18 protein-coding genes, 1 pseudogene and 1 riboswitch are annotated in these 23,483 nt (G+C 56.2%); of the genes and pseudogenes, 11 read left to right on the forward strand and 8 right to left on the reverse strand.

Annotation, left to right across the window (positions count from 1 at the left end):
• Nucleotides 1–3: 3 nt before the first annotated feature.
• The 4 genes from GS636_RS17595 to GS636_RS17610 are packed head-to-tail and all read right to left on the reverse strand — an operon-like array spanning nt 4 to nt 5,242.
• On the reverse strand, nt 4–1,659 hold the full coding sequence (locus tag GS636_RS17595) for an alpha-glucosidase (RefSeq protein WP_171671175.1): 1,656 nt from the start codon (nt 1,657–1,659) through the stop codon (nt 4–6).
• Nucleotides 1,660–1,668: 9 nt separating this feature from the next.
• Complete coding sequence (locus GS636_RS17600; protein ID WP_171671177.1) at nt 1,669–2,817, reverse strand: carbohydrate ABC transporter permease; 1,149 nt, start codon at nt 2,815–2,817, stop codon at nt 1,669–1,671.
• Between the two features lie 3 nt (nt 2,818–2,820).
• The gene (locus GS636_RS17605) at nt 2,821–3,828 is read right to left on the reverse strand and encodes a carbohydrate ABC transporter permease (protein WP_171185461.1); all 1,008 of its coding nucleotides are present in this window, start codon (nt 3,826–3,828) and stop codon (nt 2,821–2,823) included.
• 55 nt (nt 3,829–3,883) lie between these two features.
• A complete protein-coding gene (locus tag GS636_RS17610) occupies nt 3,884–5,242 on the reverse strand; it encodes an ABC transporter substrate-binding protein (protein WP_171671180.1) in 1,359 nt (452 codons plus the stop codon).
• Nucleotides 5,243–5,461: 219 nt separating this feature from the next.
• Between GS636_RS17610 and GS636_RS17615 the strand changes: the two genes are divergently transcribed.
• From GS636_RS17615 to GS636_RS17650, 9 genes and pseudogenes are all read left to right on the forward strand, one after another.
• Nucleotides 5,462–6,493 (forward strand): LacI family DNA-binding transcriptional regulator, encoded by a 1,032-nt coding sequence (locus GS636_RS17615; protein ID WP_171671183.1) that lies wholly within the window; start codon nt 5,462–5,464, stop codon nt 6,491–6,493.
• A 2-nt stretch (nt 6,494–6,495) separates the two neighbouring features.
• A pseudogene (locus GS636_RS22755) lies at nt 6,496–7,797 on the forward strand (GH1 family beta-glucosidase); the annotation flags it as partial.
• A 45-nt stretch (nt 7,798–7,842) separates the two neighbouring features.
• Nucleotides 7,843–8,823 (forward strand): ROK family protein, encoded by a 981-nt coding sequence (locus GS636_RS22760; RefSeq protein WP_371732126.1) that lies wholly within the window; start codon nt 7,843–7,845, stop codon nt 8,821–8,823.
• A 39-nt stretch (nt 8,824–8,862) separates the two neighbouring features.
• Nucleotides 8,863–9,789 (forward strand): carbohydrate kinase, encoded by a 927-nt coding sequence (locus GS636_RS17625; protein ID WP_171094811.1) that lies wholly within the window; start codon nt 8,863–8,865, stop codon nt 9,787–9,789.
• 15 nt (nt 9,790–9,804) lie between these two features.
• A complete protein-coding gene (locus tag GS636_RS17630; protein WP_171671188.1) occupies nt 9,805–10,470 on the forward strand; it encodes a D-lyxose/D-mannose family sugar isomerase in 666 nt (221 codons plus the stop codon).
• 99 nt (nt 10,471–10,569) lie between these two features.
• Nucleotides 10,570–10,768: riboswitch (cobalamin riboswitch) on the forward strand.
• A 238-nt stretch (nt 10,769–11,006) separates the two neighbouring features.
• A complete protein-coding gene (locus GS636_RS17635) occupies nt 11,007–11,363 on the forward strand; it encodes a DUF1636 domain-containing protein (protein ID WP_171671190.1) in 357 nt (118 codons plus the stop codon).
• Entirely contained in the window at nt 11,360–12,136 is a 777-nt protein-coding gene (locus GS636_RS17640) for an ABC transporter ATP-binding protein (protein WP_171094817.1), read from the forward strand. Before GS636_RS17635 ends, GS636_RS17640 begins: the two co-directional genes overlap by 4 nt.
• A gap of 12 nt (nt 12,137–12,148) precedes the next feature.
• Nucleotides 12,149–13,099: an ABC transporter substrate-binding protein gene (locus GS636_RS17645; RefSeq protein WP_253284769.1), complete on the forward strand. Its 951-nt coding sequence runs from the start codon at nt 12,149–12,151 to the stop codon at nt 13,097–13,099.
• Nucleotide 13,100: 1 nt separating this feature from the next.
• Nucleotides 13,101–14,111 (forward strand): iron ABC transporter permease, encoded by a 1,011-nt coding sequence (locus GS636_RS17650; RefSeq protein ID WP_171094819.1) that lies wholly within the window; start codon nt 13,101–13,103, stop codon nt 14,109–14,111.
• A 14-nt stretch (nt 14,112–14,125) separates the two neighbouring features.
• Here GS636_RS17650 and GS636_RS17655 read toward each other — a convergent pair whose 3' ends face one another.
• Entirely contained in the window at nt 14,126–15,004 is an 879-nt protein-coding gene (locus tag GS636_RS17655) for a LysR family transcriptional regulator (RefSeq protein ID WP_171094822.1), read from the reverse strand.
• A 115-nt stretch (nt 15,005–15,119) separates the two neighbouring features.
• On the opposite strand from GS636_RS17655, the gene GS636_RS17660 reads away from it, so the two are divergent.
• Both GS636_RS17660 and GS636_RS17665 read left to right on the forward strand, forming a co-directional pair.
• Nucleotides 15,120–16,670, forward strand: a complete 1,551-nt coding sequence (locus GS636_RS17660) for a proton-conducting transporter membrane subunit (RefSeq protein ID WP_171671193.1) — start codon at nt 15,120–15,122, stop codon at nt 16,668–16,670.
• Nucleotides 16,671–16,684: 14 nt separating this feature from the next.
• On the forward strand, nt 16,685–19,096 hold the full coding sequence (locus tag GS636_RS17665) for a YbcC family protein (protein WP_171671196.1): 2,412 nt from the start codon (nt 16,685–16,687) through the stop codon (nt 19,094–19,096).
• Nucleotides 19,097–19,145: 49 nt separating this feature from the next.
• Here the strand turns inward: GS636_RS17665 and GS636_RS17670 are convergent, their stop codons facing one another.
• The 3 genes from GS636_RS17670 to GS636_RS17680 all read right to left on the reverse strand — a co-directional run bounded on the left by GS636_RS17670 (nt 19,146) and on the right by GS636_RS17680 (nt 23,482).
• Nucleotides 19,146–19,919: an inositol monophosphatase family protein gene (locus tag GS636_RS17670; protein WP_171671199.1), complete on the reverse strand. Its 774-nt coding sequence runs from the start codon at nt 19,917–19,919 to the stop codon at nt 19,146–19,148.
• 228 nt (nt 19,920–20,147) lie between these two features.
• On the reverse strand, nt 20,148–22,592 hold the full coding sequence (locus GS636_RS17675; RefSeq protein WP_171671202.1) for an FAD-dependent oxidoreductase: 2,445 nt from the start codon (nt 22,590–22,592) through the stop codon (nt 20,148–20,150).
• An 8-nt stretch (nt 22,593–22,600) separates the two neighbouring features.
• Entirely contained in the window at nt 22,601–23,482 is an 882-nt protein-coding gene (locus GS636_RS17680) for a phosphotransferase (protein WP_171094832.1), read from the reverse strand.
• Nucleotide 23,483 lies beyond the last annotated feature (1 nt).

Below are 23,483 nucleotides of genomic sequence, written 5' to 3' on the forward strand. Positions count from 1 at the left end.
GTCTCATCCCTTTCCCCGAACCATCAGGCAGAATTGCGAAGCCGCCAAAGTGATTGAATTTGCACCGTCGATACCGCCAAGTTCCTGACTGATGGTTTGCCAATTGCCTTCAGGCACTTTGATCTCGGTCTGATCTGATCCGAGATTGAACGCACAGAAGATTTGTTCAGAACTGTCCTCGCGCAGGAAAGTCAGAACCGGGCCTATTTCGTTCATCTCAGAAAGGCGTCCAGATGCCAAAGCCGGGTGTGCATGACGCAGTGCAATGGCGCGGCGATAGTGGTTCAGCATCGATTGCGGATCCGCCTCGGCCCGGTCTACCGCGTGTTCAGCCTGCTGGACGCTGACCGGCAGCCAGGGTTCTGCGGTGCTGAAGCCGGACTGTTCATCCTGCGCTTGCCAAACCATTGGCGTACGGCAACCGTCGCGGCCTTTGAATTCGGGCCAGAACTCAATGCCATAGGGATCTTGTAGCTTCTCAAACGGCACATCTGCTTCGTGCAAGCCCAATTCTTCGCCTTGATACAGGCAAGCCGAGCCGCGTAGGCACATCATGAGAACCGCATGTTGCCGGGCCGCGGTATCATCCAAATTCCAGCGAGAGGCATGGCGTTGCACGTCATGGTTCGAAAACGCCCAACAGGGCCATGCATCCCCTGCCTTGGCCTGCAATTGGTCAAAGACATGTTTGGTGTAACTTGCCGTCAGTGCGCGTTTCTCGAGAAACTCAAACGCATAGCACATGTGCATCCGCTTGTCGCCCGAGGTGTATTCGCCCATGATCTCGAGCCCACGCTGCGCATCGCCGACCTCGCCCAGGCACGCGCGGCCTTCGTATGCGTCCGTCAGCGCGCGCAGCCGTTCAAGGAATGCGATATTTTCGGGTTGGCTTTTCGAGAATAGGTGGTCCTGATGGTTGTACGGGTTGACTGCTGGTGCAATCGATGCGTTGCGCTGATCCATCGGCAGGGCTGGGTTGTCGCGCAATTCTTTGTCATGGAAGTAAAAATTGATTGTGTCCAACCGAAAGCCGTCTACGCCAAGATCAAGCCAGAACCGTGCGACGTCTAACAAAGCATCCTGAACATCCGGGCAGTGGAAATTCAGATCCGGCTGCGATGTCAGAAAGTTGTGCAGATAGTACTGCAGGCGGCGAGAATCCCATTGCCAGGCCGAGCCGCCAAAGATCGAAAGCCAGTTGTTTGGTGGTGTGCCATCCGGCTTGGGATCAGCCCACACATACCAGTCGGATTTCGGGTTCTCACGGCTGCTGCGGCTTTTGCTGAACCAAGGGTGCTGGTCCGACGTGTGCGACAGAACCAGATCGATCATGATCTTGAGTCCTTTGGCATGCGCCTGATCCAGAAGCTCTTTGAAGTCCTCAAGCGTTCCGAACATCGGGTCGACGTCGCGATAATCGCTGACATCGTATCCAAAGTCTTTCATTGGTGACTTGAAAAACGGTGAGATCCAGATCGCATCAACACCCAACGACGCGATATAGTCCAGTCGCGTGGTGATGCCTTTCAAGTCACCGATCCCATCGCCGTTGCTGTCCTGAAAACTCCGCGGGTAGATCTGATAGATCACCCCTCCGCGCCACCAATCCGAAGACAGTTTTGTTGCTTTGCCGTGTTCAAGGTTGTTCTGCACGTTCATCAGACGCCTCTATTTTACAGATCCGGCCAACAGGCCCCGGACCAGGTATTTTTGCATTGCGAAGAAAACGACCAGCGGCACAAAGATCGAGACAAAAGCGGCGGTCGCAAGAATTTCCCAGTTGCCACCTCGCGTCCCCAAAAGCTCGACGATGCGGTTGGTCATCACGGTCGTCTGGCCTGTCGCGTCGATCAGGAAGACCTTCGCAACCAGAAGGTCGTTCCATGTCCAAAGGAACTGGAAGATCGCGAAAGACGCCAGCGCCGGAAAGCTGAGCGGCAGGATCAGTTTGGTGAAGATCTGGAACTCAGTCGCACCGTCGACGCGGGCATTTTCGATCAGGTCACGCGGCAATCCGGCCATGTAGTTGCGAAGCAGATAAATCGCTAAAGGCATCCCGAACCCGGTATGTGCCAGCCAGACGCCCAGATAACCCTTACCGATGCCGATATTCAGGTGAAATTTCAGCAAGGGTATCAGGGCCAATTGAAGCGGAACAACCAACAGCCCAACAACCGCCGCGATTAACAATGCCCGACCGGGAAAATCCATCCAGGCCAGCGCATAGGCCGCAAAGGCGGCAACCAGAATCGGGATGATTGTTGCCGGTATCGTCACAGTCAGCGTATTGAAGAACGCCTTGGCCATGCTGTCCGTACTGCTCTGATCCAGAAGAACTTTCTGGTAGTTGTCCAAAGTGAACTCGGGCGGCAACTCAGCCGTCACAAAGATACGTGCGCCGCGGTTTCCGGAGAACTCTTCGGTGTTTTCCATCCGGTAATTACCATCAGCGTCCACTGTGATCGTGCCACCTCGGCGTAGTTCAGCCGTTTGGCCGGGCGCAAAGGCGTCGACTTCGCGCGCACTGATGCCCCAGCTCGAAATTTTTGCCTGCTCGCCCGCGTCAAACAATTGGCCTTCAATCACGTATACGCCGTTTTCCAACACCTGTGTTTCAGGCGCAGCGCTGCGAAGGGTCAAGTTCTGCTCGGATGGAAACAGCGATCGCCACCACCCGCTTGATGAGATTTGGTCGGCTGTCCGAAAGGACGAGACCAACAGACCCAAAGTTGGAATGACCCACAACACCACAAGAAAGACGACCGAAAGGTGTACAACCCATCTGAGCGCCGGTTTGGTTCCTGCAATATCGCTCATGGCTTACTCCATCTCCTTGCGGGCATTGCGCACATTCCACACCAAGATTGGAGCAACCAGCAGCATAATCACCATGGCCGAGGCTGATCCGACGCCCCAGTCATTGGCCCGGAAAAGCTTGTCGTACATATAGTTAGCCAGCACCTGTGTCTCCCACTGGCCGTTGGTCATCGCAAAAACGATGTCAAAGACCTTGAGCACGGTGATTGTGATCGTCGTCCAAACAACAAGGATGGTTGTCTTGATCTGGGGTACCTTGATCTTGAAGAAGATCTGGAACGGATTCGCGCCGTCCAGAATGGCTGCTTCGATGGTTTCTTCAGGAATGCCCCGCAGGGCTGCCGAAAGGATGACCATGGCAAAACCGGTCTGAATCCAAACCAAAACGATCATCAGGAAAAAGCTGTTCCAGAACGGGACCGTCAGCCAGGTTTGCGGTTCGGCCCCGCCAAAAAAGATATAGAGCGCGTTCAAGATGCCAATCTGGTCTTGTTCTGCAGGTCGCGCATCATAGACCAGTTTCCAGATCACTGAAGCGCCGACAAAAGAAATCGCCATCGGCATGAAGATCAGAGATTTGGCGAAGTTACCCCAGCGGATGCGGTCGGTTAATTGCGCGACAAGCAGACCAAAGGCCGTGGACATGGCCGGCACAACAATCAGCCAGAACATGTTGTTGCGCATGGCCTCCCAAAATTTGGGCTCAGCCGCCATTTGCGAGTAATTGTCCAAACCAACCCACTTGTACCCGCCGCCGGGCACACGCTCCGTGAGTGACAGGCGCAGCGTTTCAACAACCGGATAGGCCAGATACAGCCCCAGCGCAGCAAGCGCAGGGAACAGAAACAGCCATGGCCGGATCATGTTGGCCCGGTTGATGTTGCGCCCCGCATTCGGCCCGCGCGGCGGGAACAGGACTTTGTCCAGAAACTGGTTGGAGAGGTAGAAATAGCCCACACAACCCGACACGCCGATGGCGATCGTCAGCAGGCCTTGAAGTGCCGGTGTCATGGTGCGCTCATCCGTTTGGCAAGCGGGGCGATCCTAAGACCGCCCCAGCGGTTGATCACTTGGCCGCGTCCCAGGACGACTGGATTTCGCTGGCCACGGTGGCTGCGTCTTTTGCACCCGACGAATAATCCACCATCCCGGTCCAGAACGTTCCCGCACCAACTGCACCTGGCATCAGGTCAGACCCGTCAAAGCGGAAAGTGGTGGCATTGGTCAGGATTTCACCCTGCCCACGCTGAGTGTCGTTGGAATAGTTTTCAGGGTTCGCACCAAGGTGAGGCGTCAGGAAGCCGTCTTGCGACATCATGATCTCATGCGCAAAAGGTGTCTTGAGGAACTCCATGAACGCTTCGGCAGCAGGGTTCGGGTTGGTGACTGTAAACAGCGTGCCCGCCCCAAGTACCGGAGTACCCAGATCCTTTTCAGCATAAGCCGGGAAATAGAAGAAATCGGCATCAACGCCTAATTCGGTGCCCTCAGGGAAGTACGCCGGAATAAACGACGCTTGGCGGTGCATCATGCAGGCCGGAGGGCTGTCGAACAAACCCTTGGGGCTGTCGCGGAAGTCAATCGCGGCGGTGTCGTCAGCATCCCCGACAACATAGTCGTCGTTGCGGGTAAAGCTGCCATATTCCTCAATTGCGGCGATCACCCGAGGATCGTCAAACTTCATCTCATTCGACACCCACTGGTCATAGACTTCCGGCGGCTGGGTGCGCAGCATCAGGTCTTCAACCCAGTCGGTTGCAGGCCATCCGGTTGCACCCCCTGAAGCCAGACCAACACACAAGGGGGTTTCGCCATCTTCGACCATCTGGTCCATCAGCGCCTTGAACTCTTCCATGGTTTGAGGCACTTCATACCCGAAATCTTCAAAATTCTCCGGGATGTACCAGACCAGAGATTTCACGTTCACGTTGAAGAAGAAACCATAGAACTCGGCAGCACCTTGATCGTTCTCGAAGGTGCCCAGATCGACCCAGGACTGACCTGCGGCAAAGTTATCTTTGATCCAGTCAGCCGATCCTTCGGCCAGCGGTGTCAGATACCCCTGCTTCGCAAGGTTTGCGGCCAGACCGGGCTGTGGAAACACCGTCAGGTTCGGCGCCGAGCCTGCTGCCGCGTCAATGAGGATTTGCTGCTCAAGCGAATCTGAACCCACATAGCTGGAATTCGCGCCTGTTGCTTCGTCGAAATACGCGACGAGGTTTTCAAAGGATTTGCCTTCACCCGCCAGCCAGGGACCAAAAATGGTCAGACTTTCCCCGGACAGATCGTTTGCATCGGCAAAAGCCTGAAACCCGTCCCAGTCAAAGCTGCCCTCACCTACGGCGTGGATCAATTCACCTTCCGCCTGAACAGACCCAGCCATCAGGGCGAACACCGCCGCACCTGCATAAAGCGAGTGTCTCATCTCATCCTCCTCCCAAGTTTTCGTGCGCTTGCAGACTCAGTTTCAAAGCGCTTTGGATGCGATGTGTTATCCGCTAACAATTTCTCTCTGTCAATAATTCGCTTTCCCAATCCAGCAATATTAATAAATCTGGCATTTGCGGCAAAACAAGTTGACGGACGCTTAAATTGCCCACACAACAAGTGCGTGCACACAATTGAAGGCGCTTTGAATAGCATAATGAACCTAAAGCAGCTCTCAGAAATTCTGGGTCTTTCGCAAACAACGGTAAGCCGTGCGCTGAACGGCTATCCCGAGGTCAGCGAGGGAACGCGTGTACGTGTGCAAGCCGCCGCTCAGAAACATGGGTATCGTCCCAACAGCCGAGCAAAGGGGCTGGCAACCGGTCGATCCATGGTTATCGGACATGTGATCCCCAGTTCGTCGCAACATGAAATGGTGAACCCGATCTTCGGAGATTTTGTCGCCGGAGCAGCAAAGAAATATGCGGAACATGGGTACGACATGATGTTCACCAACGCTGACGATACCTCGATCGAAGAAGCCTATCGCAGCCTTTTTCAGCGAGGGGCCGTTGATGGTATTGTGCTGCAAGGTCCAAAAGTGAACGAAGCTCGGATCGAGGTCCTCAAACGTATGAGAGTGCCGTTCATCGTGCATGGGCGTTCAACGGGCGCGGATACGCCTTACGACTGGATAGATGTAAACAACAAAAGCTCGTTTTTGCGGGCGACCCGGTTTTTGATTGATCTTGGACACCGCAGGATCGCCCTTATCAACGGGCTGGAGGAGATGGATTTTGCACAGCGCAGACGTGCGGGGTATCTGGCGGCGCTGGAGCAAGCCGGTTTAATCGCAGACCCTGACCTGATGCGCAGTGCCGAGATGACCGAGGTTTTCGGGCATCGGGAAACGCACGGCATGTTGCAGCTTGATGACCCTCCAACAGCTATTTTGGCATCCTCGATGATTTCCGCCATCGGGGTCAGACGCGCGATTGACGAAGCAGGCTTAGTTATGGGGCGCGACGTTTCGGTCATCGCACATGACGATGACCTTTCGTATCTGAAGAACGGGCAAGACATCCCGATTTTCACAGCGACCCGATCATCTGTCCGCCAAGCCGGGGAAATGGCAGCAGAGATGCTGATTGATCGGATCAAGTCTCCGGATGGTCCGCCCAATACCAAATTACTTGAGGCCGAACTGGTTGTTGGCCGCTCGACTGGCCCTGCGCCCAACAGGACGTAATCATGAAACATTCTCGCGCTGACTTCCCAAAAGATTTCCTTTTCGGGGTCGCAACCTCGGCTTATCAAATCGAAGGGCATGCACAGGGTGGTGCCGGGCGAACGCACTGGGATACATTTGCGGCCTCACCCGGCAATGTGGTGCGTGAGGAAAACGGCGATCTGGCTTGCGACCACCTGAACCGGTTCGAGCAGGATTTTGATCTGGTGCGCGAGGCCGGTTTTGACTGTTATCGGTTCTCAACCAGCTGGGCGCGTGTCATGCCGGAAGGTCGCGGCCAGATCAATCAAGCCGGGCTGGATTACTATGACCGGCTGGCAGACGCGCTGCTGGCCCGCGGAATCCGCCCGTGTGTGACGCTGTATCACTGGGAACTGCCCTCCGCTCTTGCGGATCAGGGGGGGTGGTGCAACCGAGACATCGCGGGATGGTTCGCAGACTTCACCGAAATCATCATGGGCCGCATCGGTGACAGGATGTTCAGTGCGGCCCCAATCAACGAGCCATGGTGTGTCGGTTGGCTCAGCCATTTCGAGGGCCATCATGCGCCCGGTTTGCGCGATATTCGCGCCACGGCCCGCGCAATGCATCACGTTTTGCTTGCTCATGGACGCGCCATTCAAGCCATGCGCAGCCTTGGCATGAGCAACCTTGGTGCGGTGTTCAACCTTGAATGGGCAGAACCCGCCGATGACAGCGTCGAAGCGCGACTTGCAGCGGACCGGTATGACGCGATTTACAATCGGTTCTTTCTTGGTGGTGTATTCAGGAAAGAGTATCCTCAATTGGTGCTGGACGGCCTTGAGTCGCACTTGCCCCCTGGCTGGCAGGATGATTTCGAGACAATTGGCACAAAGGTCGATTGGTGCGGATTGAACTACTATACGCGAAAGCTGATTGCCCCGAAGGATTCCGCTTGGCCCAGCTTGACGGATGTTCCAGGACCATTGCCAAAAACGCAAATGGGTTGGGAAATAGAACCTTCTGCCCTAAACCGTTTTCTAGTTCGCACACAGAAGGACTATACGGGCGGGCTACCAATCTATATCACCGAAAACGGAATGGCGAGCGCAGAGCGCGTGCGGGATGAGGACCGTATCGAATATCTTGATACACACCTTGCAGCCGTGCAGGACGCTTTGGCACAAGGTGTTCCGGTTAAAGGCTATTTTGTCTGGTCTCTGCTGGACAATTACGAATGGGCCTTCGGATACGAGAAAAGGTTTGGACTGGTGGACGTGGATTTTGAAACTCTGGAAAGAACGCCCAAAGCGTCGTTCGTGGCGCTTAAATCCGCCCTTTCAGAGGGGCAGAACGTCTCTCAGCCGTTAGCGCAACCATCCGGATCTGTGCATGAGCACTGGAATTTGGTTGCGGACATCGGTGGAACAAATACGCGTCTGGGCGTTGTGACAAACGGCGAACTGACAGACCTGCGCAAGCACCCAACGGGAACTCTGGATGATCTGCTGAACGCATTTCACGCGTTACGCGATGAGGTTGGCACGAATCCTCAGGCGGTTGTTGCCGCTGGGGCTGGTCCTGTCAGAGACGGCGTCATCCGCCTTACAAACGCCAATTTGGACTTGTCTGAGTTGGAACTGGCGCAGGCGACCGGGGCGGAACATACTTTTGTTATCAATGACTTTACGGCCGCGGCATGGTCAGTTGCTGACGTCACACAGAACGAAGTTTCGGTTTTGCAAGGTCAGGCGAAACCACCAGCAGGCACGCGTTTGGTGGTTGGACCCGGCACCGGACTTGGCGTCGGAGCATTGCTTTTTTCCGAAGGTCACTATCACACAGTTTCCGGCGAAGGTGGGCATGTTGGGCTGTACCCGCGTCACCGGGACGAGGTCGACGTCTTTGAAGCCGCCCGCCACATTGCTCCTGACTGTTTCTTTGGCGATAGCCTTGCTTTGGAAGCAGAGATGTTTCTGAGCGGAACTGGCCTTCCAATCCTGTATCAGGCCGTTGGGCTGGCAGCGGGCACCGGGCGGTCATCGTTTCGTTCGGCCAAAGACATTTTGACGGAAGCCCGCGATGCTTCGGACCCCATCGCAGTCAAAACTGCGCAGATGTTCACAACGCATCTGGGCGCGCTTATGGGTGATATGGCTGTCACGCTTATGCCTGCTGGTGGAGTGTTTCTTGTCGGCGGGGTCGCCGAGAAAAACCGCTGGCTGTTTGATCAGGACTTCAAGGACGCATTCAATGGCGGCGGGCGGTTCAGCGAGCTTCGTAAATCCTTGAACCTTTACGTCTCAGAACAGGCCGAGTTCGGCATCATCGGGGCGAACAATTTTTGCAAAAACGCACTAAAGCGATGAACGACTTTTGCGCTTGAGGCTCTGGGAGAGGACGTTGGAATGATCCTGTGCTGTGGGGAAGCCCTGATTGACATGATTGCCGAGCCGACAGTGTCCGGCGCGCACGGCTTTGTGCCCCATACGGGTGGCGCGATCCTGAATACCGCTGTTGCCATGGGGCGCTTGGGTGAGTCCGTGGGGATGTTGACCGGTGTTTCTACGGATATGTTTGGTCAGCAACTGATCAACGCGTTAAAGGCCAGCCACGTTGACGTTTCGCATGTAATTGTCTCGGATCGTCCCACTACACTTGCGTTTGTACAACTTGAAGATGGGCACGCAACCTACAGTTTCGTTGATGAAAACACGGCTGGCCGTATGTTGGCACCCGAAGATATGCCAGACCAACTCCCTGCCATCTCGGCATTGTATCTTGGGGGTATAAGCTTGGCGTGTGAGCCATGTGCAGATGCTTATGCATCTTTGCTGGCTCAACACGGAAACGACCGCCCTGTCATGTTGGATCCCAACATTCGTCCGAGTTTTATTCAGGATCAAACCCGATTTCGAACGCGTTTGAACCGCATGATCGCGCAATCCGATATCGTCAAAGTGTCGGACGAGGATCTGGACTGGATCATTCCCGGTGCGGAACCCGAAGCAGCCAAAGCAGCCTTGTTGTTGCAAGCCGGTCCATCAGCCCTGATTGTGACCCGGGGCGGCGACGGCGCGAACGGGTATCTGGCGGATGGATCGCAAGTGACGGTGCCGGTAAAACCGGTGCAGGTCGTGGACACGATCGGTGCGGGGGACACGTTCAATGCAGGTGTGCTCACTGGTCTCAGCCGCGCCGGGCATCTGACAAAACCCGCTGTACGCAACTTAACTTCTAGCGCTTTGCACGCGGCCATGGAACTGGGCGCCGAAGTTGCCGCTGTAACCGTATCTCGCGCCGGGGCGGAACCCCCCTGGGCTCATGAGCTATAATTCTTGGAAAAACCAATGAAACGATCTGACATAAATCGCATCAAATCCGAAGCGCAGGCGTTCATCCAGTCCTTTGGCGCTGTACTGCCGCCTTTTGCAGACTGGTCACCCGAACAGATGCGCAGCCCAGTGGCGCAAACGGTCCGCAGCCGCGGGTTGGGGTGGGACATCACCGATTACGCTCAGGGCCGGTTCGATGAACTGGGCCTGTTTCTTTTCACGCTGCGCAACGGCGAAGTGAATGATTTGCAGTCTGGGCGCGGGATGCTTTACGCAGAAAAATTGCTGATTTCGAAAGACAAACAACTGTCTCCGATGCATCGCCACATCATCAAGGCAGAGGACATCATCAACCGTGGCGGCGGCGATCTGGTGATGGAGATCTATGCATCGGACCCAGAAGGTGGCATCGACCGGCATACGCCTGTCACAGTGCCCAGCGATGCCTGCCCTGTTACGTTGCAACCAGGTGAGCATCTACGCCTGAAACCAGGGCAAAGCGTAACCCTGATGCCCGGAGTTTGGCACGCGTTCTGGGCCGAGCACGGTGATTGCCTTATCGGCGAGGTTTCGACTGTGAATGATGATCGAACGGATAATGTGTTCGAAGATCCGATCCCTCGATTTTCAAAGATCGAGGAAGATGCCGCGCCAGATTTCCTATTGGTTTCCGACTACTGACGTAGACCGGGTTGACAATAACCGACAGACAACTGGGCTGAGCCCAAGTGATTTCGTCAAACGCCACTCATTCTCTTGCTTGACAAGTCCAGCACCAGGAGACTAGCTGAGCGGGATGGTTCCGTAAGGGATGAAAATGGGAATACGGTGCGGCACAGTATTTTGCCAAGTCCGTGACTGCCCCCGCAACTGTAAGCGGAGAGCGACGCCACTGCGCCACTGACCCCGAAAGGGTTGGGAAGGTGGGCCGAGCCTTGACCCGCAAGTCAGGAGACCTGCCATCCGATGTTAAACCAACCCGGGGCGGGGCGTCCTGGAAGGAGGCTTTGATGGCACGTTTTTCGCGTGTTTACATTGGTGGCACCTTCTGTCCGCGCTTGGTTTCAAGCGGAGCGGACAGCGTTAAGAGTGACTGACAGCAAAAATTTCTTTTTCAACACCTACTGCGCTGAGGCATCCCGCGGTGCCACTAATTCAGCGCTACGTTACGTTATAACATTGCTTCTTTGTCCAACCCACAGTAAGCGCTACACGCAATGACGAAAACCGCTGATCATTTCATTCTTGTGTGCGCGACCTGCTCTGGTGCCATGTCCACCGATCAAGTGACTGGCGCGTTAGCTCCAATACTGCCCGAGGGATTTGCAATCCGAACAGTTGATTGCATGGCGGGCTGTTCCCGACCAACCACCATTGGCCTTCAGGCACCGGGCAAGGCGCAGTATCTGTTTGGAGACATCGACACGGAACTGGACCTGGACGCAGTGGCGGAATTTGCCGGACAATACCGCCTTAGTTCCGATGGCTGGACAAGTGCTACCGAACGCCCGCCCGCGTTATTCACCAAGACCTTGTCGCGAATACCAGCCCTTCCAACGGAGAGGGTGTCATGAGTTTTCTGTCGGTCGAAGGCCTCGAATATTACGCTTTGAACGGCGATGTCCTTTTGCAGGACGTATCCTTCGGCTTGGAGGAGGGCTCGATTCTGGCAATTGCGGGACCGAATGGCGCGGGAAAAACAACACTGCTCAAGTTGCTTTGCGGAATAGAACGTATTGCTCTGGGTGATGTGCTTATAAGAGGCAAAAGCTTGCGCACCCTGTCCGCGCATGAGCGTGCCCGAACCATCGCGGTCGTAGGCCAGCAAGAAATGCCAGACGGTCGGTTGCGTTTGCGAGACTATGTTGCGCTTGGGCAAATCCCGATTCAGGCGGATAAATCGGCAACCGAGCATAAGGTAGATCTTGATCGAGTTCTGGAAACAACCGGATTGTCTCATCTTTCCCGCAAGCCGATGAGCCAGCTATCGGGTGGCGAGCGACAGCGCGCTCACATCGCGCGCGCTTTGGCACAAAACCCATCCTTGTTGTTTCTGGACGAGCCGACCAATCACCTGGATCCAGACGCCAAGGGGCACATGTTGTCCTTGGTGGCCGAGCTGGGCGTCACGGTGGTCATGATCGTCCACGATCTGGTCATGATCCCGGAATTCGCCACGCATGTGGCTTTGATGAAATCCACACGCCTGACGGGCTATGGCCCGGTCAGCGACGTGCTGACCTCAGAACGTGTCCGCGACACCTTTGGTGTGGATTATCTATGCTTTCAGCATGAAGGCCGCATGATCCCTGCGCTGGATATCCGAAAAAGAAAACTGTCATCATAACAGGAGCTTACAATGATGCAGAAACTTTGGCCTGTGGCTCTGTTCACTGGCCTGGCAAGCGGCGCGGTCGCAGAAGCCATCACAGTGGACAATTGCGGCGAACCGCTGGTTTTTGAAACCGCGCCCGAGCGGATCGTTGTCCACGACATGAACATGACCGACATGGCCTTCGCATTGGGTCTGCAAGACAAGATCGTGGGCCTGACCGGCATCACGGGCTGGTACAAGACAAGCCCTGATTTTGATGCACAGCGCGGTGATATACCAGAGCTTGCACCAAAATACCCTACTGTTGAGAACCTCATCGCAGTAGAACCCGACATGTTCTTTGCAGGGTGGTATTACGGTATGCAGCCGGGTGGCGAGGTTACTCCGGACACCCTTTCGCCCTTCGGCATCAAGACCATGGTTCTGACCGAAAGCTGCGTACATCTGAACAAAGATCGGCCAGAGGCCAGCATGGACCTGCTGTTTGGCGACGTTCTGCGTTTGGGTCAGGTCATGGGCGTCGAAGCCAAGGCGCAAGAGCTTGTCTCGGGCTGGAAAGACCAACTGGCCGCTATCGAAGCCAAAACAGCTGATCTGCCCAAACCACGTGTCTTCCTGCTGGACGGGCCGGCAGATGCGCCGTTTACCGCTGGTAAATTTGCGATACCGGACGCGATGATCGCCGCAGCAGGCGGAGAGAATGTGACCCATGACATGGACACCAGCTGGGGTCGTACGTCGTGGGAAACCGTGGCTGCTGCAAACCCGGAATTCCTGGTTCTGCTGGACTATCAGACAGGAAACGGTGCAGAAGACACCTTTCAGTTCCTGAAAGATCATCCCGTCATGTCTCAAACCGATGCAGTCAAGAACGAGCGCTGGATCGGCCTGCGCTACGAAGAGCTGACACCCGGCCCGGCAAACATTGAGGCCATCGAAAAGATGGTCAAGGCAATGCACCCGGAGACCAACTGATATGGCCCATTTGGGCCGTTCGATCTTGCTGGGGGCGATCGTTCTGATCGCCCTTTTGCTGCTGTCCATCGTTTATGGAACAACAAATATTCCTGTGCGCGACGTGGTCGCCGCGATTGGTCTAGGAACAGGCCTGATCGATGGCGACATGTCCCCGCTTCACCGGATCGTTTTCGACTTGCGCCTTCCCCGCGCCTTGTTTGCCGCGGTCATCGGGGCAGGATTGGGGGTTGTTGGTGTGGTTTTGCAAACAACCACGCGCAACGATCTTGCCGATCCATTCTTGTTTGGCCTGTCCTCGGGCGCGGCTGCCGGGGCTGTGTTGGTGATCACCGTCACGGGTGATGTACTGGGCATTTGGACCCTGCCCTTGGCGGCATTTTGCGGAGGCTTGATTGCTTCGGGCATTGTTCTGGCACTGGTTCAGGGCCTGCGCACAAGTGCGCCGGAAAAACTGATTCTAGCCGGTTTGGCCGTGTCCTTTCTGTTCTCGGCCATCACAAACTATTTGATTTTTTCCGGCGACAATCGCGCGGCGCATTCGGTCATCTTCTGGATGCTTGGCGGGTTGGGCCTTGCACGGTGGGAGACATTCCCACTGGTTCTGACCGGACTGGCTCTGATCCTGAGTTATGCTCTTTACCGCAGTCGCTGGCTGGATGCCCTTTTAACCGGAGATTTCACGGCGTCCTCTCTTGGCATACCCGTTCAGGGCTTGCGATTTAGTATGTTCTTTGTCGCGGCATTGGCGACGGCGAGCTTTGTTTCCGTGGCCGGCGTTATTGGTTTTGTCGGGTTAATGGTCCCTCATATTGCACGGGGCATTGCCGGCACGCTGCACAGAAACCTGTTGATTACCTCAGCTATCGTCGGGGCGATCCTGCTGACGATGTCGGATATTCTGTCCCGCCTGCTTTTGGCCCCTCAAGAACTGCCCGTAGGTATCGTAACAACGTCGATCGGGTCTCTTTTTGTGTTCCTATATCTGTTCAAATCCGCGCGCGGTGATTGACGTCAGATTTTGGCCTACGTGTCTGGTCCGTGTGACAAAAGCTCCTGCACCAAGGGATTAGGGAACCGGCGCTTGAACGTAATTGCGTGGAAGTTTTCCTTGATCTTCGGATGCTCATTTGCCTCGACCAAACGGCCCGAGTTCAGCTCATCCTGAACAACGATCGGAGCCACCAGAGCCAAGCCGATATCCTCGCGCGCCAAAAGCCGCATCATGGCCATATCGTCCACCTCGGCAGCTACCTGAGGCCGTACCGACATGCGGCTGGCCATAGCGTCAAACGCAGTACGAACACTGTTGTTGGTTGTGGGCAGGATGAAAGGTTGTTCTTCCAACAAATCCCGTATCGGGCGCGTCGGATCAAGGCGATCCGGGGTTCCAACGATACTCACCGGTTGTTCGGCCAGATGATGAGTGACAAAGCTGGTCAGGCTGTCACTCGCGGGTTCGTGGTTCATGAGGACCAAGTCGAAATTCAACGTTTCCAGCCCTTCCAGCAACTCACTTGGACTGCCAGACCTCAAGATGACCTCGACATCAACACGCGCCAATATGGGTCGCAAAAAGCGAATCTGAAAGTTCCGCGACAGGGTGGACTGCGCCCCCACCCTAAGCGCCTGCCGCGTGTTTCCAGCATCTTGCAAGGTTGCCACAAGTTCCTGGCCTGTCGCAAAAATCGCATCTGCGTGGTCCAGCGCGATATGTCCGGCTTCGGTCAGGTGCAGCTTGCGGCCTCTGCGCTCAAACAGGGGATGGCCAAGGCGATCTTCCAATTCCTTTATCTGCACGGACAAGGCGGACTGTGACAGATTCAAACGTTGTGCAGTCCTGGTCAGATTGCCGTCATGGGCAACCGCCCAGAAATAGCGGAGATGATGATAGTTAAGCGGCATATCGTTCTATTTAACCGAACGTATTTAATCAAACAATGTATTTTTCATATGATGGCACGCGAAATATGTCTCCTTGAACAATTCGAGTCAGTATCGAACGTCAAGGGACACACGCATGAGCTATTTGCTTCTACCCCTCCTGAGTCCGCTGATCTTTTTAGGGTCGGCTTTTTATTGCAGCCGTCATCCGGGGATGCGCCCGGGCAACTTACCTAAAATCGCAGAATGGGCTGCGTTGGCAGCCTTTGCTGTGTCTGCGCTATCTGCAGTGTTGCTGATTGCGAATGGATCCGGAACATCGGCACTGATCGGGTTCTGGGGCGTCGGACTGTCAGTACGGTTGGACGCGGTAAGCGCCACGATGCTGGTTCTGGTCAGCTTTATTGGCTGGATCGTCCTGCGTTATTCAGCGACTTACATGGATGGGGAACAGAAACAGGGCGCCTTCACCGGATGGATGTCCGTTGCGCTTGCTTCCGTTCTTTTGCTGGTCATGTCCGGCAACCTCACTCAACTTCTTGCAGCCTGGATCGCAACAAGCCTGGCGCTGCATCAACTACTGCTGTTCTACCCGGAACGCACAACGGCACAGCGTGCAGCGCGCAAAAAGGCGGTTGTGGCGCGGCTAAGCGAGGCCGCACTTGCGCTGGCCGTAGTCCTGTTGATCATCGGCTACGGAACAAACGATATCGCCACGATCCTGTCATCCGCACAGCCAACCGTGGTGACAATTGTTGCGGCCCTGTTGATCGCAGTGGCCGCCGTGCTGGCGTCAGCTCAGTTCCCTGTTCATGGCTGGCTGACCGAGGTTATGGAAGCACCGACACCGGTGTCAGCACTGCTGCACGCAGGCGTGATTAATGCCGGTGGGTTCCTGTTGATCCGCTTTGCTGATGTGATGCTGGTTGCACCGGGCATCATGGCCTTGCTGGTCATGCTTGGCGGGTTCACTGCACTGTTTGGCGGGCTGGTGATGCTGACACAACCAGCGGTAAAGACGTCTCTGGCATGGTCCACAATCGCTCAGATGGCGTTCATGATCATGCAATGCGGGCTGGCACTGTTCCCGTTGGCGCTGCTGCACATCGTGGCGCACTCACTTTATAAAGCGCATGCCTTCCTAAGCGCCGGTGAAGCCGTGCGCAACGTTGCGGCGATCCGTCGGCCGGGGCCAGTGGCTGTGCCAAGCGCACGCAACGTATTGCTGGCTTTCGCAACCGGCATTTTGATCTACGGCGCGGTGGCTTCGGTATTCGGGATCGATGGGAAATCGGTTCAGGCCATCGCACTGGGCGTTATCCTGATCTTCGGCGTCGCTTATCTGCTGGCGCAGGGATTTGCCGATGCAGCCCCCGGAGCCCTGACCCGCCGCACCGTCATCTATGCCGGAGCAACATCTGTCAGCTACTTCGTTCTGCAAATTGCAGCGCAGCATCTGACCGCCGGAACTTTGCCACCCACACCCGCTGCGGGACCATTGGAATGGGCTCTGATCGTACTGGCGCTCATCAGCTTTGGTGCAGTGGCACTGGCTCAGTCAACCTTCCCGCTTTGGGCCTCGCATCCTGCGGCGGCTGGCATCCGGGTGCATCTGTCCAACGGGCTTTATGCCAACGCAATCTTTGATCGGCTGCTGGACGGATGGTCCACGCGGCGGTCTGTATGAAAAGGGGATCAGACATGTATATGAAACACGAAAGCTATCCTGCTCCGCTTTTGGAACTGGTCGCGATTGCAAATGACGCCGTACGTCAGATCCCTCCTTTGTTTCCGCTGGCGGCCAACGTCGCCGTAAACCCCTTCCTGGGGCAGACTGAAGACACCCTCGCGGTGACAGCTGCACGCCTTGGTCGTGTCGCCGGTGTTCGCATCACACCTGACCGGCAAGCCATGGCCGAAAAGCTGAAGACCGGCGAGATGGTTGACGGTGATCTGGTCGAGGCAATTTCTCATGTCGAAAGCCGCTTTGATCCGCCAAAGCTGGAAGATGTGACCGTTGCTTTGACCAAGAACGCGGCACCTCTTGCCCCGTTGCCAACAGTTGCGGATCTCGCCGCCGACGTGTCGGGCATCGACTGGCCGGGTTTGATCGAAGAACGTATCGGAGCTTGGGCCGCAAGTCATTTCGACGAAGGCCAGGCCCTGTGGCAGCCCAGCCGCGCTGGCGGTGCATTCAGTGCATGGCGGGAGTTCGCCTCGCGTGACCTTACGCCGGAAATCAATGGGTTGAAGGGCTTTGGCGCATTTGTGGCGGCCACCAACCGTTCTCAATGGCGGGCCATCGGACGGGCCGCGGAAACGCTGGGCGTGACGCCAGAGGCGGCCGGAACAACCTTTCATCGCTGGCTGATCACGTTGGGCGGTTGGGCACAATATGCGCGCTACTTGTTGTGGCAGGCCGAGCTTCAGGGACAGACCGACACAACAACGGCTGAACTACTTGCCATTCGGATGGTGTTTGAAGAGGCGCTGTTCCACCAGTACCGCGATCAGATTACGTCACGTTGGTCGGAGACCATCGCAGTGCACGAAACGCCGATCACACCGTCCCGTGACATGGTGATTGACGCCATTCTGCAAGATGCCGCTGAACGGGCACAACAGCGCAAGTTGGGGCAGGCTTTGTCCGGATCTCAGCCAAGAAAAACCGAAGGCCGCCCCATGGTTCAGGCCGCGTTCTGTATTGACGTCCGGTCCGAGGTCTTCCGCAGGGCGCTGGAAACACAGGATGCAGGCATTGAAACCATAGGCTTTGCCGGGTTCTTTGGGTTGGCCAGCGCGCATAAATGCGCAGGATCAGACGTGACCGAGCTGCGGGGGCCCGTTCTTCTGAACCCCAATGTCACATCTAAAGCAGCAGAAGACACATTGTCCGATCTCGACCGGCGCTACACGGCCCGCGCGAAACGTGCTTGGGGGCGTTTCAAGCTGGCCGCTGTTTCATCCTTTGCCTTTGTCGAAGCGACCGGGCCGATCTACGCAGGTAAATTGCTTCGGGACTCGCTGGCAGCCAGTGGCAAGGAAACCAAGTTTGATCCTGCACCCAAGCTGGATCCTTCGATGGATCTGAACACGCGCATCGATACCGCTAAGGCCATCCTGGGCGCTATGTCTCTGACGGGGAATTTTGCTCGTATCGTGATGCTGGCAGGACATGGGGCGGACGTCACCAACAACCCCCATGAAAGCGCGTTGCAGTGCGGTGCCTGCGGTGGTCATGCAGGGGACGTCAGCGCCCGGCTTCTGGCCAGCCTCCTGAACGACAACCAGGTGCGCGAGGGTCTGCGGGGCAAAGGGATCGACATCCCCGCTGACACGCTGTTCCTTCCAGCGCTGCACAATACGACGACGGATGACGTCACCCTGTTTGATCAGGACCATCCGGCAGGATTGTGGGCCCCGCAGATCGCCAAATTGAAAACCTGGCTGAATGAAGCCGGACGCCTGGCGCGCGCCGAGCGTTCGGCGCGGTTGCCTCGTGCCAACGGAGGTGACGATATCGCCCGCCGTGCCAAGGATTGGGCCGAACTTCGGCCTGAATGGGGTTTGGCAGGTTGCCGGGCCTTTATTGCGGCCCCACGCAGCCGGACCGATGGGACCGGATTGGCCGGACTGTCCTTTCTGCATAGCTATGACTGGCGTTCAGATGATGGGTTTGGCGTGCTTGAGTTGATCATGACCGCCCCGGTGGTCGTGGCAAGCTGGATCAGCCTGCAGTATTACGGGTCGTCCGTCGCGCCGGGCTTGTTTGGCGGTGGCAACAAGCTGCTGCACAACGTGGTCGGCGGGATTGGTGTTGTCGAGGGGAACGGAGGTGCTTTACGCCCAGGGCTGCCTTGGCAATCGGTCCATGATGGCGAAGCGTTCCAGCATGATCCTCTGCGCCTGTCCGTTGTAATCGAAGCGCCGCGTGAAGCCATGAACGACATTCTGAAACGGCATGCGAATGTCAAAGCCCTGTTTGACAACCGCTGGCTTCACCTGATCGCAATGGATGAAAATGGTGATCTGGCCTGGCGTTACACAGGTGATCTGGAATGGAGCCCGATTGCGAAACCCGCTGGCTCTGAACAAGCCATCGCTGCCGAATAAGCAAAAAACGGAAGAGCCCGGCCACAGTGCCGGGCCTTCTTTTTACTGACTATGTGTTGATAAGTTTCAGAAGATCTGCATGCAGATCAGGGGTTGCCGCCGATACGACCGCGCCATCTGACTCCAGTGTCAACGCCCTGCCCTGCCAATCGGTCATCACACCACCAGCTGCCGCAACAAGCGGCGCTACCGCCAAGTAGTCATAGGGTTGCAGGTCATAATCCACTACAGCGTCCACATGCCCCGCGGCCAACAACGCATGCGGATAACAGTCATAGGCAAACCGACGCGTCTGCCCGGCCTGCATCAAACGGTTGAATAGGTCCGGGTGATCCCGGTGGATCTTGTCGCCCTCGTTTACGTATAAGATAGACTGATCCAAACGCTTTTGTTGTGAGGTCCGAATGGGTTTACCGTTCAGAGCGGCCACTTCACCAATGACACCCACATACACCTCATTCAAAGCGGGCATTCCGACCAAACCTAACTGAGGCTGCCCATCAACCAGATGTGCCAACAGGAACCCAAACAATGGATGCCCAGACAGAAATGATCGGGTTCCGTCGATTGGATCAATGACCCACATGTGCCGACCATCACCTGCCTCTTGCCCGTGCTCTTCGCCAAAGACCCCATGCTCGGGAAAGTGCTGGTTCAGGTAGGACCGAACCTCGGCTTCAACCGCTTTGTCAGCTTGCGTCACAGGGCTTTCATCCAGTTTGAACTCGACACCCAGAGATCCACGGAAAAACCGCATCGCAGACGACGACGCAATGTCAGCCATCTGAATGGCATGTTCCTTCAGCGTATGTGCGACGACCATTTCAATCCTTTCAGACGGATGTTTCTGCGTTGTTTCTGACGACGGTTTTCATCGGGTGCAATGGGGAACATGGCACGATCAGTATCAGCCATTTTAAGCGGTCCGGGCGTCCTTTTCGGGCTGTCTTCACGCCATTTTTCCGCTACAAGCCAATCACCAAGCGGGGCACGGATGTGCCCCGCCGCTAGCTTTTGCTTACCGCATAGATTACGGATCACGTTCGGGGCTTCAAACCTTCACGCGTTCCATCTTGGGGTCGTAAAGTGGCTGCAAAGTCACCTGACAGGGTACTCGCGTAGTCGCCACGTCCAATTCATACTCTCCGGACGTGACATATTCTGGATCAACGCCTTCGGGGTTGCGGATATAACCGTATCCAATCGATTTCCCGATGGTATAGCCATAACCACCTGAGGTCAGCCAACCGACCCTTTCACCGTTTCGATAGATTGTTTCCCGCCCTAACAGGACGATGTCGGGGTCAACTGTGAAACAGGCCAGCATCTTTTTGACGCCTTCTGCTTTCTGCTTTTCGGATGCGGCACGGCCTTTGAAGGCAACATCCTTGCGCAGCTTGACGGCCCAGCCCAGCCCGCTTTCGAACGGTGTATGATCCGGCCCGATATCCGAGCCCCAAGCGCGGTAGCCCTTCTCAAGCCGCAGCGATTCAATAGAGCGGTATCCTGCATTCACCAGACCATGAGGCGCGCCCGCCTCCATCAACGCGGCATAGACGGTTTGGGCATATTCCACTGGCAGATGCAGTTCCCAGCCCAGCTCACCCACATAGGTGACGCGCAGCGCCTTGACTGGGCAACCGGCGATGCCGATTGTGCGGATCGTTCCAAATTTAAACCCGTCATTCGAAACATCATCTCGCGTCACCGCCGCCAGAATATCCCGCGCCTTTGGTCCCATCAGCGACAGCACCGCATTCGATGAGGTGATGTCGAACAGCTGGCAGTTCATGCCTTCCGGGATATTGCGGTTGATCCAGTCGAAATCATGGGTGGCAAAGCCAGTGCCAGTGACGATGTAGAATTCGTCATGTGCCACTCGACCAACGGTCAGGTCACATTCGATTCCGCCCTTGTCGTTCAGCATCTGAGTATAGACCAACGCGCCGACCGGCTTGTCGACATCATTGGCGCAGATCCAATTCATCGCCGCCAGCGCATCGGGGCCTTTCAGCGCGAATTTGGCAAATGAGGTCTGGTCAAACAGCACCGCCGCCTCACGCGCGGCCTTATGTTCGCGGCCCACCGCATCGAACCAATTTTGGCGACCAAAGCTGTATTCATCTTTGGCGGTCTCTCCTAGCGACGCATTCGCGTACCAGTTCGGGCGTTCCCAGCCCAGTTTCTCACCAAAACACGCGCCCTGCGATTTCAGCGTGTCATAGAGCGGTGACTTGCGGCAGGGGCGACCCGAGTCGTGCTCCTCATGCGGCCAGCCCATTGTGTAATGTTTGCCATAGGCTTCGACGGTCCGGGTGCGTACCCAATCAGTATCGAAATGCGAGCGGCCAAAGCGGCGAATATCGGCGGACCACAGATCAAAGGGGGGTTCTCCCTTGTGGACCCATTCAGCCAGCGCCATACCCGCCCCACCACCAGCGGCAATGCCGAAGGCATTGAAGCCTGCGCCAACGAAGAAGTTGTTCAACTCGGGCGCTTCGCCGATGATGAAGTTGCCGTCTGGCGTGAAGCTTTCCGGCCCGTTGGTCAGCGTCTTAACGCCTGCGTTTTCCAGTGCTGGAACACGACCCAGAGCCAATTCCATCAACTGTTCGAAATGGTCGAAATTGCTGTCGAGCAGCGTGTAGTGGAATCCCTGCGGAATCCCTTTAGTCGCCCAAGGAATTGGGTTCGGCTCATAGCCGCCCATAACCAAGCCACCGACCTCTTCCTTGTAGTAGGTCAGGCGATCCGGGTCGCGCAGGGTTGGCAGGTTGGACGGTACATCAAAAGGTTCGGTGACCATATACTGATGCTCCATCGGCACCAGCGGCACGTTGACACCAAAGCGCCTGGCAAAGGTGCGGGTCCACTGACCGGCGCAGCAGATTACCTTTTCGCATTCGATCCGGCCATGTTCCGTGATCACCGCACGGATCTTGCCGTCTTCGATTTCGATATCGGTGACTTTTGTGTCCTCGAAAGTCTTTGCACCGGCCATACGTGCGCCTTTGGCCAGTGCCTGAGTGATATCCGAGGGATTCGCCTGTCCATCGGTTGGCAGATAAGCCGCGCCGATCACGTCCGAGACGTCCATCAGCGGCCACAGTTCCTGCGCCTCAGACGGCGACAGCAACTGCATATCCAGACCAAAGGAATGCGCGGTGGTGGCCTGACGTTTCACCTCGGTCCAGCGTTCCTCGTTACAGGCCAGACGCAGTCCTCCGTTCATCTTCCAGCCGGTACCAAGCCCAGTTTCTTCTTCGATCTTGTTATACAGATCAACCGAGTAACCCAGCAGCTGCGTAATATTCGCGTTCGAACGCAGCTGCCCTACCAGTCCTGCCGCGTGGAAGGTGGTGCCCGAGGTTAGCTTTTTGCGCTCCAACAACACCGTGTCGGTCCAGCCAAGTTTGGCCAGGTGGTAGGCGGTCGAGCAGCCGATGATCCCGCCGCCGATAATGACGGCTTTGGCTGTTTTCGGAAGGTCGGTCATGTCTGTCCTCAGGTATTTTTGAAATCGGAAAGGGCTGCGCGAAACCGCGCGAGGTTTTCGGCCGTATAGGCTGCGTAGTCGAATTCGATGTCCGAGGTGATCTCGGACACCATGCTCCACATGGTTTCCCGCAGAAGCGAGGCGCATTTCATCGCCGTATAACGGTGGCGCAGATCGTCGGTGACGGGAGCGTGGAAATAGGTCTCAAGCACCCAGTCTTCCTGTTCGGGGGAAAGACCATTGTTTGAAGCCAGCCCACCCAAATCGAAAAGCGGCGAATTGAACCCGGCATAGTCGAAATCGATCAGCCAAAGGCGATTGCCGTCATTCAGAAAGTTGCCACAGAGCAGATCGTTATGGCCAAACACCATGTCATACGGCCCGGCCTCGCGTTCCAACGTAGCGCCTGCGTTGATCAGGTCAGGGATCAGCGCTGAATGGGCACTGCCGCGTTCGATGAGTGTGGCGGCATAGTCGCGGATGACGTGGAAGACCCAGAACACCAGCGATGGACCCCGCAGGTGCTTCGGTACCTCGGTATGGCACGCCTTCACCAATTCCAGCACGCGCGGCAGCATATCCGGGTTGCGGACATCTTCCTCGGTAAGTGTGCGGCTTTCGATGAACTCTAGCACCGTCAGATCGCCTGACGAGTGTACAACCGCCGGCGACAAACCCGCCGCATGGGCGGCCTTGCTGGCGGCCAGTTCGTTGAACCGCATGACTTGATGCAGCGGGATATCGTCCCCCACACGCACCACATAAGATCCGCTGCTGTCGGTGACTCTGTAGTTCACATTGGTGATACCGCCGGTCAGAGGCGCGGCCTCGATCTCACTTTGCCAGATCGGCAGGGCGCGGATGCGGGTCATCAAATCGGATTGGCTCATC

The sequence above is a fragment of the Ruegeria sp. HKCCD4884 genome (assembly GCF_013110855.1).
Classification (GTDB): Bacteria; Pseudomonadota; Alphaproteobacteria; order Rhodobacterales; family Rhodobacteraceae; genus Ruegeria.